The 17445-nt window shown below is 65.1% G+C and carries 11 protein-coding genes; 6 read left to right on the forward strand and 5 right to left on the reverse strand.

The genetic code is table 11. The annotated features are described in order from the left end of the window. The first annotated feature begins 48 nt into the window (after window positions 1-48). The 3 genes from CXK94_RS07365 to CXK94_RS07375 all read left to right on the forward strand — a co-directional run bounded on the left by CXK94_RS07365 (window position 49) and on the right by CXK94_RS07375 (window position 3233). Window positions 49-1266, forward strand: coding sequence for an ABC transporter substrate-binding protein (locus CXK94_RS07365; RefSeq protein ID WP_102893841.1), 1218 nt, complete (start codon window positions 49-51; stop codon window positions 1264-1266). Window positions 1267-1335: 69 nt separating this feature from the next. Next, complete coding sequence (locus CXK94_RS07370) at window positions 1336-2223, forward strand: branched-chain amino acid ABC transporter permease (RefSeq protein WP_037044563.1); 888 nt, start codon at window positions 1336-1338, stop codon at window positions 2221-2223. Window positions 2224-2225: 2 nt separating this feature from the next. Continuing rightward, on the forward strand, window positions 2226-3233 hold the full coding sequence (locus CXK94_RS07375; RefSeq protein ID WP_102893842.1) for a branched-chain amino acid ABC transporter permease: 1008 nt from the start codon (window positions 2226-2228) through the stop codon (window positions 3231-3233). A gap of 92 nt (window positions 3234-3325) precedes the next feature. On the opposite strand, the gene CXK94_RS07380 is transcribed toward CXK94_RS07375, so the two are convergent. The 4 genes from CXK94_RS07380 to CXK94_RS07395 form a co-directional block, all read right to left on the reverse strand. Beyond that, complete coding sequence (locus CXK94_RS07380; RefSeq protein WP_102893843.1) at window positions 3326-5161, reverse strand: peptide transporter; 1836 nt, start codon at window positions 5159-5161, stop codon at window positions 3326-3328. A gap of 64 nt (window positions 5162-5225) precedes the next feature. After that, window positions 5226-8378, reverse strand: a complete 3153-nt coding sequence (locus CXK94_RS07385; protein WP_256046072.1) for a filamentous hemagglutinin N-terminal domain-containing protein — start codon at window positions 8376-8378, stop codon at window positions 5226-5228. Between the two features lie 10 nt (window positions 8379-8388). Beyond that, window positions 8389-11424, reverse strand: coding sequence for a ShlB/FhaC/HecB family hemolysin secretion/activation protein (locus CXK94_RS07390; protein ID WP_102893845.1), 3036 nt, complete (start codon window positions 11422-11424; stop codon window positions 8389-8391). A 42-nt stretch (window positions 11425-11466) separates the two neighbouring features. Continuing rightward, the gene (locus CXK94_RS07395) at window positions 11467-12456 is read right to left on the reverse strand and encodes a hypothetical protein (protein ID WP_102893846.1); all 990 of its coding nucleotides are present in this window, start codon (window positions 12454-12456) and stop codon (window positions 11467-11469) included. A gap of 490 nt (window positions 12457-12946) precedes the next feature. Between CXK94_RS07395 and CXK94_RS07400 the strand changes: the two genes are divergently transcribed. Continuing rightward, complete coding sequence (locus tag CXK94_RS07400) at window positions 12947-14545, forward strand: argininosuccinate lyase (protein ID WP_102893847.1); 1599 nt, start codon at window positions 12947-12949, stop codon at window positions 14543-14545. 32 nt (window positions 14546-14577) lie between these two features. Next, a complete protein-coding gene (locus tag CXK94_RS07405) occupies window positions 14578-15255 on the forward strand; it encodes a hypothetical protein (protein WP_102893848.1) in 678 nt (225 codons plus the stop codon). Here CXK94_RS07405 and CXK94_RS07410 read toward each other — a convergent pair. Next, window positions 15157-16410, reverse strand: a complete 1254-nt coding sequence (locus CXK94_RS07410; RefSeq protein WP_336435507.1) for a cation:dicarboxylate symporter family transporter — start codon at window positions 16408-16410, stop codon at window positions 15157-15159. The two genes, CXK94_RS07405 and CXK94_RS07410, sit on opposite strands and share 99 nt — an antisense overlap. An 86-nt stretch (window positions 16411-16496) precedes the next feature. Between CXK94_RS07410 and CXK94_RS07415 the strand changes: the two genes are divergently transcribed. After that, the gene (locus tag CXK94_RS07415; RefSeq protein ID WP_102893850.1) at window positions 16497-17417 is read left to right on the forward strand and encodes a LysR family transcriptional regulator; all 921 of its coding nucleotides are present in this window, start codon (window positions 16497-16499) and stop codon (window positions 17415-17417) included. Window positions 17418-17445 lie beyond the last annotated feature (28 nt).

Consider the following 17445-nt stretch of genomic DNA (forward strand, 5'->3'; position numbering starts at 1 on the left):
TGGATGCCGGCCCGAACCACAACAAAAACAATCGAGAGTGGTGACTACATGAGCTTTTTCCGCAAGAGTGCGAGTGCCATCCTGGCTGCTTCCCTGATCGCCACGGCCGCCCAGGCCGAGATCAGCAACGACGAGATCCGTATCGGCTACCTGGCCGACATGTCCGGTACCTACCGCGACCTCTCCGGCCCCGGCGGCCTGGAGGCGTTGAAGATGGCGGTGGAGGATTTCGGCGGCACGGTCGATGGCAAGAAGATCGTCGTCTTCCACGCCGACGACCTGAACAAGCCGGACGTCGGCGCCAACACCGTGCGCCAGTGGATCGACGAGCGCAATGTCGACATGGTGACCGGCATGGTCGCCAGCTCCGTGGTGCTGGCCGCGGCCAAGGTGGTGGAGCAGGGCGGCAAGCTGGCGCTGATTTCCGGTGCGGCGGCCTCGAGCATCACCAACGAATACTGTTCGCCCAACCATATCCACTGGACCTACGACACCTACGCGCTGGCCAACGGCACGGCCAAGGCGGTGCTCGCCGACGGTGGCAAGAGCTGGTACATCCTCACCGCCGACTATGCTTTCGGCCATTCCATGGAAACCGACATCACCAAGGTGGTGGAAGGTGATGGCGGCAGCATCGTCGGCAAGGTTCGCCATCCGTTCCCCAGCAGCGACTTCTCCTCCTACATGCTGCAGGCCCAGGGCTCCGGCGCAGAGGTGATCGCCCTGGCCAACGCCGGCGCCGATACCGTCAACTCGCTGAAGACCGCCAGCGAATTCGGCGTCACCCAGGCCGGGCAGAAGCTCGCCGGCATGGTGGTGTTCTTGAACGACATCCATGCCATGGGCCTGGACGTGACCCAGGGCCTGATGCTGACCACCGGCTGGTACTGGGACATGAACGAGGAGACCCGCGCCTGGGCCCAGCGCTACTACGAGCGCACCAAGCGCATGCCGGGCATGGTGCACGCCGGCATCTACTCGGCGACCACCCACTACCTGAATGCGGTGAAGGCCGCCGGCACCGACGAAACCGTGGCGGTCCGCGCGCAGATGGCCGGGACGCCGGTCAACGACATGTTCGCCAAGGGCGGGCAGATCCGCGAGGACGGCCGCATGGTGCACGACATGTACCTGGTGCAGGTCAAGACGCCGGCCGAATCCAAGGGCGAGTGGGACCTGTACAAGGTGGTCAGCACCATTCCTGGCGACCAGGCCTACCGGCCGATGGCCGAGAGCCAGTGCAGCAAGCTGGTCGCCACCCAGTGACCGGCTGAGCCGCGCCATCACCCGGCCGGCGACGGCCGGGTGCCACGGACTTCCTTTGGGTGGTGAACCATGACTCTCGTATTCGGCGTTCCCCTGAGCGTGCTGCTCGGGCAGCTGTTGCTCGGCCTGATCAACGGCGCGTTCTACGCGCTGCTGAGCCTGGGCTTGGCGATCATCTTCGGCCTGCTGCGCATCATCAACTTCGCCCATGGCGCGCAGTACATGCTCGGTGCCTTCGTCGCCTTCCTCGGGCTGAACTACCTGGGCGTGAGCTACTGGGCTGCGCTGCTGCTGTCGCCGCTGCTGGTGGGGGCCCTGGGCATGGCCATCGAGCGCGGGCTGCTGCGGCGCATCGCCGGTGAGGACCATCTCTACGGGCTGCTGCTGACCTTCGGCCTGGCGCTGATCGTCGAGGGCAGCTTCGTCAAGCTGTTCGGCGTGTCCGGCTCGTCCTACCCGATGCCGGAACTGCTGCGTGGCGGCTTCAACCTCGGCTTCATGTTCCTGCCGACCTATCGCGCCTGGGTGATCGTCGCCGCGCTGGTGGTCTGCCTGGCGACCTGGTACGTCATCGAGCGCACCCGCCTGGGCTCCTACCTGCGCGCCGGCACCGAGAACCCGCGGCTGATGCAGGGCTTCGGCATCAACGTACCGCTGCTGGTGACCCTGACCTACGGCTACGGCGTGGCCCTGGCTGCCTTCGCCGGCGTGCTGGCGGCGCCGATCTACGCGGTGACCCCGGGCATGGGGTCGAACCTGCTGATCGTGGTGTTCGCCGTGGTGGTGATCGGCGGCATGGGCTCGATCCTCGGCGCCATCGTCACCGGCATCGCCATGGGGCTGATCGAGGGGCTGACCAAGGTGTTCTATCCGGAGGCGGCCAATACCGTGGTGTTCCTGGTCATGGTGGCGGTGCTGCTGGTTCGTCCTGCGGGACTTTTCGGGAAGGAGGCATGAGCATGACCAATCCGGTCAACATGCAGGCGGCCTCGGTGCTGCAGGCCAGCGTGGTGCGCGAGCGCCGGCATGCGGCGGCGCGGCGGCGGAAGATCTTCTACGCGGTACTGCTGGCGGTGGCGCTGCTGGCGCCGCTGGCGGTCTATCCGGTGTTCCTGATGAAGCTGCTGTGCTTCGCGCTGTTCGCCTGTGCCTTCAACCTGCTGCTGGGCTACGCCGGGCTGCTGTCGTTCGGCCACGCGGCGTTCTTCGCCACCGGCGGCTACATCACCGGCTACATGCTGAGCAGCTACAGCGGGCTGAGCACCGAGCTGGGCATCCTCGCCGGCACCCTGGCCTCGACGGTGCTCGGCGCGCTGTTCGGCCTGCTGGCGATCCGCCGGCAGGGCATCTACTTCGCCATGATCACCCTGGCGCTGGCGCAGCTGGTGTTCTTCGTCTTCGTCCAGGCGCCGTTCACCGGCGGCGAGAACGGCCTGCAGGGCGTGCTGCGCGGGCACCTGTTCGGCCTCGTCGACATGCAGAACAACCTGGCCATGTACTACTTCGTGCTGGCGGTGTTCGTTCTCGGCTTCGCCATCATCCAGCGCACCATCCATTCCCCGTACGGCCAGGTGCTCAAGGCGATCCGCGAGAACGAGCCGCGCGCGGTGTCGCTGGGCTACAACGTCGATGCGCACAAGCTGCTGGCCTTCGTCATCTCCGCGGCGCTGGCGGGGCTGGCCGGTTCGACCAAGACCGTGGTGTTCCAGCTGGCCTCGCTGACCGACGCGCACTGGCACATGTCCGGCGAGGTGATCCTGATGACCCTGCTCGGCGGCGTCGGCACCATCCTCGGCCCGCTGGTCGGCGCCACGGTGGTGGTGACGCTGCAGAGTTACCTGTCCAACGGACCGCTGGGCGAATGGGTGCACGTGATTCTCGGCGTGATCTTCGTGCTCTGCGTGCTGCTGTTCCGCTCCGGCATCGTCGGCTGGCTGGAACGCCTGGTGAGGCGCAACTTCAAGTGACGCGACGGTGTAGATCATTGCCGGCAGTCGCAGGCTGATTCCTCTGGAACGGCCTGGAGGAAGGGGTTGCGCCAACTTCCTGGTGCGTTGGATCAACGCAGTAGTTGGCGCAGGCGCTCCCCGAACACCTCCGGACGCCCCGCGAACAAGCGTTGCAGTGGCTGACCGCTTGCCAGATGCGCATATAACGACCTGCGTTCATCGGTATTGCCGGCCAGGCGTACGGCGGCGCGGATATATTCATCGATGCTCGCGGCGATGGTCCAGTCGGGCAGGCCGACACGACGGAACAGTCCTTCGTCGATGTGCTCGAACACTTCCGGGCCGGTCTTGCATATACCGGGCAGGCCGACAGTGAGGGCGTCGACGATACCGTTGGTGTTGCCGAACGGAAATGGGCTGAGGAACAGGTCGCAACAGCCGAAGGCGCTCAGGTACTGCTGGTAGGGCTGATGCGGATAGATTCGCGCATCGGGCAGGTAGCGCTGGATCAGGCGCTGCAGTTGCGGGTAGAGCAACCCCTGCGCCTGGCCGATGAGAAAATGAAAGCGCACCCGCTTGCCGTACTGGCGCTGGGTGAGCTGGGCGATCCGCTGGCAGGCCTGGAGGAAGCGCGGGTTGAGCTTCATGGTGGTGGCGGCGATGGCGATGGCCACTTCGTCAGTATCGTCGCGTTGAGGCGGGGCGATTTCCACCGGGATGGCCGAGGGGCAGTAGGGCTGGCCGTCGCTGGGCAGCAGAAGCAGCTTCTCGTCGAAGCAGGCTGGATCGCCGACGAAATCCTCTTCCACGCTGATGTAATCGATATGCCGCGAGCCGGTGGTCGCCGGGTGGCCCAGCGCGGCCACCTGCAAGGGCGCCAGGCGCAGGTTGGCGACGAACAGGGTGAGCGGGAACATGCCGACGCTGGGCATGTACAGCACCTGCGGTTGCAGTTCTCCAGCCAGTTCGCGCACCTGGCGCACGCAGGCCAGCAGGTCGTTCGGCGTGGTCAGTTCGGTGAACCTGTCGAACACCTGGCGGCCGAATTCGTCGACGTTGTTGGGGTAGCCCACGGCATGCAGCTCGAAGTGCCGGCGCGCGGCCTCCAGGGTTCTGGAGTGGGTGCGGTAGATCGAATGGCCGCCGGAGAACCACTCCAGCACGACCAGCATGGTCGGTTTCTCGTCGGTGTTGTGCGTGGCTGGCAATTGCAGGGAGTCGATACCGTTATCCGCCAGCTTGCGTTCCACCAGGCGGCAGATGGAGCGCTTGATGCGGTGGCGCTGTGGCAGGTCGGCGTAGCTGCAGTGCATGTAGACGTCGTGGATGATCGCCACCGGCAGCTGATCCAGATTGTCGAGGCTGTCGAGCCGCGGCGGCAACCAGGCCAGCAGCGCCTCGCGCTTGGAGTGTGCCGCGGGTGTGCCGAGAAAGCGCGGCGACAGCAGCGCCATGAACAGCACCACGGCCAGGTTGCGGTTCTGTTGCCAGAGCAGTTCCACGTCCAGCGGCAGTTGCGACTCGGCCGAATAGAGTACGCAGAATTTCACCAGATCCGTCGGTGCCACTTCGAAGCGACCGTCTGCCTCTCCGTGCAGGTTGAGGGCGCGCAGAATATGGTCGGCATTGACGAAGGCGCTGGCGGCGAACAGCGAGGACAGCCAGCGCTGGAAGTTGATCAACTGGTCGAAGCCGGTCGGGCTGATCTGGAAACCGGGGTCGGAGAACAGCGTGGTGATGGCGCTGGTGATGCGTGTCAACACATGGGCTTCGAGATCCGCTGCGGAAATCGCCGGTGATACCGAGAGCACGAACTGGCCGGACAGCTTGCCGTAGTGGCGGTCGATGAGCAGCAGCAGGCGGATCAGCTCGCGGGCGGCGGCCTCGTGCTGGCGCGAGTAGCAGAGCTGTTCGAAGTGCTCGAGGGAAAACGTCTCGTCGGTCATGGCCTTGCCTTATCACGGGGATCGAAGGTCAGGGCGCGGCGCTCGATCCGTCGCGCCCGGCTTCTCAGTCATCGTCGGCAACGGCCTGCCACTGCGACAGATCCAGGTCGACCCTGTCGATCATGGGCGCCAGTGGCGTCTGCCGGTAGTCAGGATACAGAACCTGGCTCCAGGCATTGCCGACGATCTGCTGTTGCAGGTGAGCACGGGGCGCTTCGCTGTCGCTACCCAGGAGGCCACTGTTGATCAGCCCGCCCAGGCGATAGACCACGACGCCGCTGCCACTGGCGCCGATGCGGGTGTTGTCGCTGCCATGGGCGATCTCGCTGCCGCCCGGAGCATCCGCACCGATCAGCAGGGTGCCGTTCTGCACGCTGAGACTGTTGTTGCCACTGACGAAGTTCAGCGCCGTACCGCCGCGGCTGTAGGCCTCCAGGGTGAGGTTGCCGCCAGCGCCGCTCAGCAGGCTGTTGCTGCCGCTGCTGGTGCCGTTGAAGGTGATGCCGCTGGCGCCGTTGTCGCCGCGCCCGCTGACCCTGATGTCGCCACTGGCGGATTGCAGCGCGATGCTGTTGGCGCCGCTGCGCATGAACACCCCGCTGGCCTCGGCGCCGCCGTCACTGCGGCCGCTGAGGTCGATGTCGCCGCTGTTGCTGGCGATGGTCACCGAGCTGCCGCTGCTGGAGGGATAGAAGTGGATGCCGTTGGCTGTCTTCGAATAACCGTCGAGACTGATCGAGCCGCTGCCGGTGGCGCGCAGCTCGGTCTGTCCGGTGAGTACGCTGATACCGTTGGCGTCGGCGGCCTGGCCGGTGAGGCTGAGCTTGCCGTTCTCCACACTGAGCAGGTTGTTGCCGTTGCTGTAGAAGTCCACGCCATCGCCCGAGCCGGTCGAACGGCCGACCAGGGTGACGTTGCCGTTGCCGGTGGTCTGGATGACGTTGGTCACGCCGAGCAGGGCGATGCCGTGATCCAGTTCGCTGGTGTCGGGTGAGTGGAAGTGACCGTCGAGCAGGATGTCGCCGCCCTGCGAGGCGATGCGGTTGGTCGAGGCCGTGCCGCTGCCGCCGAGGGCGATGGCGTCGGAGGTGCCGACCGAGTCGCCGCGCAGGGTGATGTCGCCGGTCTGCGTGGTGATGCTGACGCCCTGCGAGCTGCCCGTGGAGTTGAGCAAGATGCCATAGCCGCCGAAGCTGCCGGTGCTGTTGCCGCTGCCGAGGTTGTCGGCACTGATGTCGATGGAGCCGGCGCCCTCGGTCAGCAGGCTGCTGCCGCCATGCAGGATGAAGGCATCACCCGTGCCGCTGGTACTGGCCTGTACGGCGGTGATGCTGATGTCGCCGCCACCTGCATCGAGGGTACTGGCGGAGATGTTCATTGCGTTGGCGCTGGAGCCGGCGGCGAGGGTGGCCGAGGTTGCACCGCGAATGGTGATGTCGCCGCCATTGGTGTCGATCAGGCTGGAGCGGATCAGTACCCCGGTGCCGCTGCTGACGTTGGTGCTGGCGAACGAGCCGCTCGGGTCGACCGCGCCGCTGATGGTCAGATCGCCACCGTTGGTGCGGATAGTAGCGTTGTTCAGCGCCACCGAGCCGTTGCCACTGTTGTTGAAGTTGGACAGCAGCGACACGTTCAGCGTGGCGCCATCGGCATGGGTGATACTGGTGCCGGTCATGTTGACGTTACGGTGGGCGATCAGCGAAAGGCTGGCGTTGCCCTGTGCCTGCACGTTGTCGAGCACATTGATGTCGCCGGAGGTGCCGGCCCCCGAGGAGGTTTGCACGATGATGTTGGCGCCCTCGCTGAGCGAGGCGTTCAGCGTGGCCGAGCTGAGGGTCGAGCTGCCGCCGGCGTTCGGCGTGAACGGGCTGTCGCTGGAGGTGCCGGAGCTGGCGGCGCTGGTGATGTTGATGTTGTACGGGTCGAGCAGCCAGGTGCCTCCTTTGCCGGAGGCCGCGCTGAGGTCGACGCGGCCGCTGACGTCCAGGGTATGGGCGGAGGTTTCCACCAGGCCACCCTTGCCACCTTCGCCGCCGCCGATCACGCTGATGTTGCCGTGGAACTGGGTGCTGTCGGTGGCCCAGAGGATGACCTTGCCGCCGTCGCCGCGGCCGAGCGCGTCGGCGTCGACACGCGCAGCCTCGCTCATGTGGGTGGCAGTGGCCTGATGCAGCGGGCCGCTGCCCTGGTAGTCGCCACCGAGCAGCACGGTGCCGCCGCCGGCATCGCCGGAGGCGTCGATGTGGGCATCGTCGAACAGGCCGACGTACTCGCCGGTCATGGTCACTTCGCCGCCGCGCTCGCCGGCATTGCGGCCGGACACGTCGAGCACGCCGCTGCTGGCCACCACGCCGCTGTCGCCGCCATCGAGGAGGATGCGGCCATTGTGCTGCTGCAGGCTGGTGGCCTCGATCACGCCTTCGTTGTTGACCACCTTGCTGAGCATGGCATCGCTGGCGCGGGCGCTCATGATCACGGTGCCGCCGTTGGCTTGCAGCAATCCCTGGTTGATCACGCTGGCATCGATGGCGGCTTCGTCGACCTGCATGTTGATCAGGCCGTCGCCGTGGTAGTCGAGGGTGATCCTCTCGCCGCCGCCCAGCACCACCGAGCCCATCTTCGCGACCACGGTGCCTTCGTTGCGCACCTGGGCGCCGAGCAGGGCGACCGTGCCACCGTCGGCCGCGCGGAGGGTGCCCCGGTTGGTCACCGCGCCGCCCGCACCCTTGCCGTCGAATTGCATGCGCCCGGACATGAAGTCGTCGTCGGCGATGTCCAGGGCGCTGGCCACCAGGCCGCCGACGTTGACCGCCGCGCTGCTGCCGAACAGCACGCCGGTGGGGTTGATCAGGTAGACCTGGCCATTGGCGTTGAGCTGGCCGAAAATCTGCGAGGCGTCACTGGACAGCACGCGATTGAGCGCCACCGACGAGGCGCCCGGCTGGTGAAAATTCACCGTGGCATCGCGGCCGATGTTGAAGGTGTCCCAGGTGGCGATCAGCTTCTGGCTGTTCTGGTTCACATCCAGCACATTGCCGGACTGGTTGATACTGCCGCTGCCGGCGGTGATCTGGCCGTTGCTCGGCAGGGCGTTGTTGTCCAGCGCCATGGCGTTCAGCGGTATCAGGCCGTGCATCACGCACAGCACGGCGTAGCTCAGCGGCTTGAGAGAAGGCAGTTGCGGACGACGGCCGCGACGGGTGTTTTTATTATTCACGGTCATCTCCTCAGAACGAATAGTTGAAGCCGGTGCCGATGGCGTTGATGGTGGTGCCCACGCCTGGCGAGTAGCCGCTGGCGGCATAGGCGCCGGCCACGGCGAAGTTGTAGTTGGCCAGCGAGGCGTTCTTCAACAGCACGTAGTGGGCGAACACCTCGGTGTTGCGGGTGAAGCGGTAGCCGACGCCCAGGGCGTACTGGCGTGCGCCCATGCCGCTGGTGTCGCACTCGATACCGCTGGCGGAGATCATCGAGCACTCGCCTGGCAGCGCGCGGGCATAGCTGGCGCGCAGGCGCCAGGCGCCGAGGCGGTGGCTGATGCCGAACATATAGGCGCGCCGGCGGTACTCGGACAGGTCGCTGAAGCTGACGCTGTTGTTGATCACGTCGTCTTCCGAGTAGTAGAGCTCGTCGGCCACCAGCGACAGCTGGGTGTTGCCGAAGCGGTAGCCCAGGCCGAAGCGGAAACTGTAGTCGTTCGACGAAGTGCCCTCGGTGACGTGGGTGTTGCTGCCCACGCCGCGGGCGTTGCGGCCGAGGTTGGCGATGCCGAAGTAGTTGACGTGACGTTCGGCGGCGGCGACCGCGGTGAAACCGCCGTTCTTGTAGGTGACGCTGCCGCCATAGATGTAGCCCCGGTCGACGTCCTCGGCCGCCTTCATGCCATTGTTGGAGTAGGCCAGCTTGACCTGCAGGCCATGCCACTGCGGTGACCACCAGGCGACCACGCCGGACTGGCGACGGTTGAACGCGGCATCGGAGTTGACGCTTTCGTCGGCCTGGCTGAGCGGGCCGGAGACGTAGCTGGCCAGGCTGCTGTTGAAGCCGGGCGAGCCGATGATGTTGTAGTAGGCCGCGCTGGTCTTGCCGAAGAACGGATCGAGGCTGGTGGTGCTTTCCTTCAGCGGCATGTCCCACACGCCATAGAGCAGGGTGCCGAAACGATCATCGTCGAGTGCCACGCCGGAGTTGCGCAGGCGCGTGTTGGGCGAGATCGACAGCGGTGCGCTGTCGTCGCCGCTCAGGGTGTAGTTCACCGAGATGCCGTATTCCAGCTGCCAGAGGATGCGCGTGTCGTCGTTAAGCGGGATGCCGGCGTGGGCACCGATGTAGGAGACATTGTCGCGTGCGCGCCAGTAGCTGGACATGTTGCGGCCATTGGGCGTGGCCAGCTTGCTCTGGTCCGCCGGAGAGGCGTGGGTGGAGTCGCGCCGGTCGATGTATTCGGGCACCAGGCCGAGCGATCCGTAGAGCACCAGTTCGGTGTTCTTGTCGCGGAAATCCTCGCGGCTGCCGACGTCCTTGGCCAGACCGGCGAAGGCCTGCGGCGAACCGCTGACCGAGAGCCAGAAACGCTTGTTGTCGCGCTCGTCGCTGATCGGTTCATCGCCGGGGGAGAAGGCCAGGCTGGCATTCATCACCAGGTCGCGATGATAGACGTTCAGGCCCACACCATAGCCATAGCGGCTCAGGTGGTTCACGCTGTCGTCCCAGGGGTTCTTGTTCACTCGCACCCGGCCGCCGTCGGCGAACAGGGTGGCTTCGGCGATGGCGCCGTAGTAACGGCCCAGGTACTTGCGCAGTTCCAGGCGGCCGAGCAGGCCTTCATCGCCCGCGGCTTCACCGACCGGGTAGGCGCGTACGCCGTTGGGCCCGCCGAGGCTGAATTTCTCCGAGGCGTCGAGGTTCTTGTCCGCCCACTGGCCGCTCAGGGAGGCGAACAGCGAGAAGCCGCCACCCAGCTCCTGCAGGCGGCTGAACGCCAGGTTGGCCTTGCGATAGCGGCCAGCGGCATTGGCGGTCAGCTCATCGAGGGCTTCATCGAGCGGCGTGTCCTTGTTCAGCCTGCCGATGCCGTAGGCCAGGCTCCAGCGGTTGCTGCCAGCCCAGTCGTCGCGCCAGTCGCCATAGAGCGTGGCGCTGCGAAAGACGGCGGATTTCTTCACCGCGAAGGCGCCTGCCTCATCCTCGAAATGACGGTGCTCCTCGGCCAGGTTGAGCGAGATGTTGGCATCGCGGCTGCGCAGCAGCGAGCTGTCGAGAAACACCGAGGAGACGATGGCGGTGCCGTTGGCATCGGCGGCCTTCAGGCTCTTGCCGATGGCGTATTCCATCTCGGCGTAGTTGGCGCCCAGGGTGAGGCCACTGGCGCCCAGCGGCTGGCGATAGCCGAGGCCACGGATCTCCAGGCCCTCGAAGCTGTTCTGGCCATTGAAGAACAGGCTCTCGCCGAAGCCGAAGGCGTCGTTGAGGCTGACGTTGGTGGTGACCCGGTTGGACCCGGTGTAGTAGTTGCCATGGTTGTCGAAGCTGACGCGGCCGGTCCAGGCGGTCATCTCGCTGAGCTTGAGGATGATGTCGGAAGCGCCCGGTTCGCGTGACGGTTGCAGGATGGCGCGCACCGAGACACCGGCGATATCCGACAGGCGTAGCAGTACGCGTTCCAGGTCTGCCTCGCGGATCACGCTGCCACTAGGGATGGCGTCGACGAAGCGCTGCTGCATGCCGGGCTGCAGGCGCACGGAGGGTTCAGGCTCGGCACGCACGCTGCCGACCCGGCCTTCCTGCACGCCGATGGTGACCACGCCATCACTGACCTCCTGGGCTGGTAGATAGGCGCGGGCGACCAGATAGCCGCGGCTGCGGTACAGCTCGGTAACACGGGCAGCGGCCTCGCGCAGGCCGTCGAGATTCAGGTCGCGACCGGCATAGGTCTGCAACTCCTGCTGCAGGCGGGACTCGCTGATCTCGTGCTGGCCGGTCAGCCTGAAGGCATTGACTCTGAAGGTCGCGGACGGCTGGGCCGAGCCGCCCTGCGGCTGTTGCACCTGCTCGTCCTGCGCCTCGATGCGCACCTTGCCGCGCGGTGCGTCCTGAGCCCGTTCGGCCGGGCGCAGGATGTCACGGTTGCTGTCGAACAGCGTGCCGGCGGAGGGTACGGTCTCGGCATGGGCCTGGGCGGCGAGAATGGCGGCCGCCAGCAGGGTCAGATTGCGTGGATGCAGCGCACGGCTGGCTCCAGCGGAGAGGATGGTCCGAGTCATGGCAAGCTCATTGTTGTTTTTGTGGATGGGCGGGCGGAGTGTTCAGTGCGTCGGGAACAGTGCCCTGGCGACGGTTTCCGAAGCGAACAGGCGGGCGGCGTTGTGGCCGATGCCGGCGACCTGGAACTGGGGGTGGTGGATCGGCACATCCCACTTTTCGGAGAGGAAGGCTTCGTAGCGCACGAAGTTGAGCTGCCGCTCCACACGATGCGCGCCCTGCATGTTGGCGCCGCAGGTCCGGTCCATGACCCGGTTACCGCTGTCGTTGTCCCGCTCGCCGACCATGAAGGTCACATCGCGACGCGCGTAGCGGCGAAACAGTTGTTCGGGACCGAGCCCCTGGCGGGTCAGATAGAAGGGCGCACGATCGAGGCCGTAGCGATAACGGCTGAAGCTCGGGCACATGATGGTGCGCACTGGCTTGAATGTGCCGTCCTGCAGGCGACTGTCCTCGAAATAGACGTAGGACGATGGGCTGGACACCACGTAGCGGACGCCGATGCCGCTATCGGCCAGGCGCTCATCACCATCGCCGAGGATGCTGTAGCGCTGCATGAGCTGGCCGCCGGCGGAATGGCCGATCAGGACGATTTCTCGCATGGCGGGAAAGCGTCGGCGATTGGCCAGGTAAGACAACAGATCGTCCAGTACGGAGAAGGCCGCGATACCGGGGCGCCCTTTCTCGGAATCGGTGCCATGCATCCACTTGTCGCGCGGCCACAGCGGCATGTCGGCGCCGGCGCGGCGGTCGGCTTCATTGAGGAAGTTGGGGGCCAGCAGCAAGGTGTCGCTGGTGTCGAGCCCGGCTTTTTCCAGCAGACCCAGGCCATTGCGGTAGTAGTCGTCGGCATTGCGCTGTACTCCGTGGATCAATAGCACGGCGCGCGAGGCCGGGACGGCACGCTGCAGATCGGCGTTGGCGAAAACGAGGAAGTTGTAGGGGCTGGTCTGGCCCAGGCGCAGTATCTGCTGATCGGCTCTGGCGAAGGTGCAAGGAAAGGCGGTAATCAGCAGGGCGACGGCGAGGAGCATCGTTCCGCGGAGATTGAGTCTGTGCTTGATCGGGGAGCCCAGGAGCGAGAGAGCGTCGTACGGCATATTCCACCTCGACAGAGAGCGCAGCGCGCCATGCCGGGAAGTCTCCCGACGGCATGCCACTAGGGCCGTACCCACTGGTTGGCATGAGTGGGGCGACCCGGTTGGTTGGAGTTATGGCGTCGATCCTAGCAGCGCTTTTTGGCTAGATAAAATATCTTGAAAATTGCTATTTGATATTTTTTGAATATCGAGTTGTTCGTGACTCTGTGTGCAATGACAGATGGCAACAGTGGTTATTAGCGGCTGGAACGAGGTGGCATCGTAGGGTTGAAGCGTGCGAGCAAAAGAATACTTAGATATTTTTTAAGTTTTGATTTGATATTTTTAATATATTTCATATCTCTTTTTCTTGCCGCTAGCATCATCTGGCTGGTCCGCTTCCCCTGCGGGCGAGCCTTCCACGATACCGAGCGGAACTAAAACCATGAGAACAAGAAAGACCCTGCTTCATCTGGCTGTCGTCTATGCGCTGTTCGCTTCCTCCAGCGTGCTGGCGGCCAATACTGCCGAACTTCCCTGTAGCACCACGGCCGAATGCGCCGCGCAGGCGCGCAAGATCGGCGCGACAGTGGACAAGTCGGCGCTCAAGGGCGGCGCCCACGAAAGCCAGTTCTCCTGGTTGAACCGCATCAACAAGGCCTCGATCGTCATGCTGACCGAGGAGGGCATCGTCTCCACTGCGCAGGGGCGGCGTATCGCCGGTGGCGTGCAGCATGTAATCGATCAGGCAGCCCAGCCGGGCGGCAAGAGCCCCAGCGATGTGCTGCAGGTCGAGCAGATCATGATCGACAAGATCGGTCCGGAGGCCTCGCTGATCCATTCCGGACGTAGCCGCCAGGACATGTACGCCACCTATCGCCTGGCCGTACTGCGTGCCCAGGTGCTGGACTACAGCGATGCGCTCAACGCTGCGCGCGCGCGTCTGTTGAGGATCGCCGGAGACAACGTCGATACCCTGGTGCCGGCCTATACCAACGGCGTGCAGGCCATGCCGATCAGCTACGCGCATTACCTGCTGGCCTTCGAGGCGGCCTTCGAGCGCGATGCCCAGCGCATCCGCGAACTCTATGCGCGCCTGAACCTGAGCCCGATGGGGACGGCGGTGCTGGCCAACTCCGGCTGGCCGCTCAATCGCGAGCGCCTGGCCACGCTGCTGGGCTTCGATGGTGTACGGGTGAACTCGCTGGACTCCAGCCAGGTGTCGACCTTCGACATCCCGCTGGAGGCGGCGGGTATTGCCTCGTCGTCGGCGATCCGCGTCGGCGCGCTGATCGGCGATATCCACACCCAGTACCATCAGACGCGTCCCTGGCTGCTGCTCGAGGAGGGCTCGACCTATACCAGCAGCGCCATGCCGCAGAAGCGCAACCCCGGCCTGCTGATGCGTACCCGCGAAGCGGCCTCCGACGTGGTTGGTCTGGCCGGCGCCACTACCATCCGGGCGCACAACGTCACCACCGGCATGACCGACTACAAGGCAGCCTTCGACGACCTGGGGCTGTTCAAATCTGCCACCGATATGTTCGAGCGCCTGGACCTGGTGCTCGACGCCCTGGTGATCAATCCCGAGCGGGCGCAGGAAGAGCTGGATGCCGACTGGACGACCTCGATGGAACTGGCTGACACTCTGGAGCGCGAGTACAGGGTACCGTTCCGCATCGGCCACAGCTTCGCCTCGCTGATCGTCGGCCAAGCCCGCGAGCAGGGATTGCTGCCGAAGAATTTCCCCTACGCCGATGCGCAGAAGCTCTATACCAAGGCCGCACAGAAGTACCACTGGAAGGATCAGCGCCTGCCGCTGAGCGAGAATGCCTTCCGCGCCACGCTGTCACCGCGCACCATGGTACAGACCCGCAAGGGCACCGGCGGCCCGCAACCGGCGGAGGTCAAGCGCATGCTGGCCGAGGCGGGCAAACGCCTGAAGGCAGACGAGAGCTGGATGAGCGAGCGCCGCCAGCATCTGGTCCAGGCAGATGCTGCGCTGGATAAGGCTTTTGCCAGACTCCAGCCAGCTTCCCGCTGACTCCGGACGGCGAACTCGTCGGAGCGTGAAAGATGGCTATCCCGCGCCGATCCCTCCTGCTGCTCTGCTCGGTCGTGCTGGCAGGCGTGGCATTCAGCGACACCGCGGCGCGACGCTCCGACTCCGTCTGCTCCGCCGACGGAGCGGTGCAACTGCTGCGGCTCGACGAGGCCAACGGTAGCTTCGCCATTGCGGTGGCGGCCAACGCCGACCTGTACAACCTGCCGCAGGGGATACGGCGTGTCGTCGTGCGTATCGAGGTCGATTCGAGCGCTAGCGAGACGCTCCTGGATATACGCGATGGCACCTTGGTGCTCGTGCCACGGTTCAGCGTCGCCGCTGGTCGCAGCGTACCCACGGACCGGCCTGCCTGGCATAGCGAGCAGGCCTGGGCCGAGGGTGAGCCCTCCAGCGAGGGACGGGTCGGGCTCTCTGCTCTCACGATCCTCGATGCGTTGGTCAACTACCTCAAGCGCAGTAGCCATTTCCCAGGGTTGCAGGAGGTGGTGTTCGTTGGTCGCGGCACGACGGCCGGGCTGGTCGAACGGCATGGCATGCGTCCGCAAGCAGCCCCTTCTTTCCGCATTCGACACGTGGGCGCTCGGCAGAGGTTAGCCCAGTACGCTGCGCAGGCGCTGCCTGTCCACTTTACCGTGCCAGTGGGCGATGGCCACACAGGCCACGCAGTTGCCCAGCACGTTGGTCAATGAGCGGCATTTCATCAGGCGCTCCACCCCGACCAGTATGCCGATGCTTTCCAGTGGCACGATGTTGAGCACGCTGAGCGTGGCCGTGAGCGTTACGAAGGCGGAGCCGGCCACGCTGGTCGAACCCAGCGAGGTCAGCAGGCTGACCAGCAGGATGGTGCCCAGTTGCAGGGCATCGAGGTCCGCGTGGCTCAGCTGCGCGAGGAAGACGATAGCCACCGCCAGGTAGAGGTTCGAGCCATTGAGGTTGAAGCTATAGCCGGCGGTGAGCGTCAGGCGCACGGTCTGGCTGTCGCAGCCGGCCGCTTCGAGCTTGTCGATCAGGCGTGGCAGAGCGGCGACCGACGATCCGGTGGCGGCCACCAGCAATAGTTCCTCCTTGACATAACCGACCAGCCGCCAGAGCCGGCAACCGGCCAGGCGCAGGGCGATGGCCGGCACCAGAAGCAGATAGACCAGGCAGGCCGTATAGGCCGCCACGACGAACCTGGCCAGGGGCAGGGCGGCCTCCAGGCCATACTTGCCGATGATGAAGGCGATGGCGCCGAAGGCGGCCAGCGGTGCGAAGCCGACGACCAGCCGCATGCCACGGAAGACCAGGCCCACTGCCTTGTCGAGCTGCTGCACCAGGCGCCGGCCGGCAGAGCCGGAATGGCCCAGCAACAGGCCGCAGACTACGGCGATCAACAGTACCTTGAGAATCAGGCTCTGCTCCAGCGAGTCGATCAGCAGACCGGGAATCTGCGAGAAGAGCGGACCGTCGGCGGCCGACTCCAGGGCCGACCAGTCGCCGCCCATGTGGTGCAGGCCGCTGCCGGGGTGCAGGAGTCGCGCGACGAGCAGGCCGACCAGCAGCGACAGCAGCGACATCAATTGCCAGTACCCCACCGCCTTCAACCCCAGCCTGGCAGTGGCGCGGTAATCGCTCAGGGCGGCCACGCTGGAGCACACCAGGACGAACATCACCAGCGGCGCACACAGGCCTATGGCGGAAATGAACAGATCGCTGAGCGGCTTCATTTCCACTGCCAGCCCAGGCCGCCAGACACCCAGCACTGCTCCCAGCCCGAGGGCCAGCAGAAGCAGGACAATGCCCGTCCGAGAATGCCTGAGGATCATCGCGACCTGTTTTATTCTTGTTCGTCGTCGTGGCGTCATGGCCACATAGTGGCGGTTATCCTAACCCATCGATGGACGGATTCGGTATCGTGTGGCGGCCCAGTCCAACGTCGGTAAGAGCCTGCATGGAACTTCGTCACCTTCGCTACTTCGTCATGGTCGCCGAAGAAAAACACTTCACTCGCGCCGCTGCTCGTCTGAACATGCAGCAGCCGCCGTTGAGCCAGCAGATTCGCGCACTCGAACAGGAACTCGGCTTCGATCTGTTCATCCGCCATGCCAAGGGCGTCGACCTCACCGTCGGTGGAGAAGTGTTTCTGCGCGAGGCACGCGACATTCTCCAGCGGGTATCGCAGGGTGCCCTCAAGGCGGCGCGTACGGCGAAGGGCATCGAGGGGCACCTCAGTGTCGGTTTCACCAGTTCGGCGGCGTCACACCCACTGATTCCCCGCATCATTCGTCGCTACCGGGACCTGTATCCCGGTGTGGACATCGGCCTGAACGAGGGTAATGCACAGGAGCTGACCGGCGGCGTGAGCGCGGGCGATGTGGATGTCGGCATCCTGCGTGCGCCAGTGGGCAATCCCCAGGGCGTCGCCTACCACCGTCTGCTCAACGAGGAGCTGATGCTCACGCTGCCTGTCGGGCATCGCCTGTTGGCGGGCAATGGCGCCGTCTCGCTGAAGGATCTCGCCGACGAACCCCTGATCCTGGTGCGCCGCCCTGGAGCACCAGGCATGTACGCCAATCTGCTGCAGGCTTGTCGTAATGCCGGTTTCGAGCCGCATGTCGCCTTCGAGGTGGAGCGCATGCTGACCAATGTCAGCCTCGTGGCTGCTGGCGCGGGGGTGTCCGTGGTGCCGGCATCCATGCGCGGTTTTCATGAACACAGCGTGGCCTATCGTTCCATTCGCGATGCCAAGCCACGCCTGGTGGCGCCGATCACGCTGGTCTGCCGGGAGCTTAACCAGTCACCGCAAGTGGCCAATTTCATCGCCTTGGCGCGCGAGCAGGGCAGTGAGTACCGCAAGAATAAACCTGCTTAGCGTGTTGGCCATGCCTTGCACTCGCCAG

The sequence above is a fragment of the Stutzerimonas stutzeri genome, assembly GCF_002890915.1.
Taxonomy (GTDB): Bacteria; Pseudomonadota; Gammaproteobacteria; order Pseudomonadales; family Pseudomonadaceae; genus Stutzerimonas; species Stutzerimonas stutzeri_AF.

Bases quoted from the DNA above. Each gene is read 5' to 3' on its own strand.
- CXK94_RS07410 (WP_336435507.1), bottom strand. From the start codon at position 16,410: ATGACGCCACGACGACGAACAAGAATAAAACAGGTCGCGATGATCCTC.
- CXK94_RS07390 (WP_102893845.1), bottom strand. From the start codon at position 11,424: ATGACTCGGACCATCCTCTCCGCTGGAGCCAGCCGTGCGCTGCATCCA.
- CXK94_RS07400 (WP_102893847.1), top strand. From the start codon at position 12,947: ATGAGAACAAGAAAGACCCTGCTTCATCTGGCTGTCGTCTATGCGCTG.
- CXK94_RS07415 (WP_102893850.1), top strand. From the start codon at position 16,497: ATGGAACTTCGTCACCTTCGCTACTTCGTCATGGTCGCCGAAGAAAAA.
- CXK94_RS07395 (WP_102893846.1), bottom strand. From the start codon at position 12,456: ATGCTCCTCGCCGTCGCCCTGCTGATTACCGCCTTTCCTTGCACCTTC.
- CXK94_RS07380 (WP_102893843.1), bottom strand. From the start codon at position 5,161: ATGACCGACGAGACGTTTTCCCTCGAGCACTTCGAACAGCTCTGCTAC.
- CXK94_RS07370 (WP_037044563.1), top strand. From the start codon at position 1,336: ATGACTCTCGTATTCGGCGTTCCCCTGAGCGTGCTGCTCGGGCAGCTG.
- CXK94_RS07375 (WP_102893842.1), top strand. From the start codon at position 2,226: ATGACCAATCCGGTCAACATGCAGGCGGCCTCGGTGCTGCAGGCCAGC.
- CXK94_RS07365 (WP_102893841.1), top strand. From the start codon at position 49: ATGAGCTTTTTCCGCAAGAGTGCGAGTGCCATCCTGGCTGCTTCCCTG.
- CXK94_RS07405 (WP_102893848.1), top strand. From the start codon at position 14,578: ATGGCTATCCCGCGCCGATCCCTCCTGCTGCTCTGCTCGGTCGTGCTG.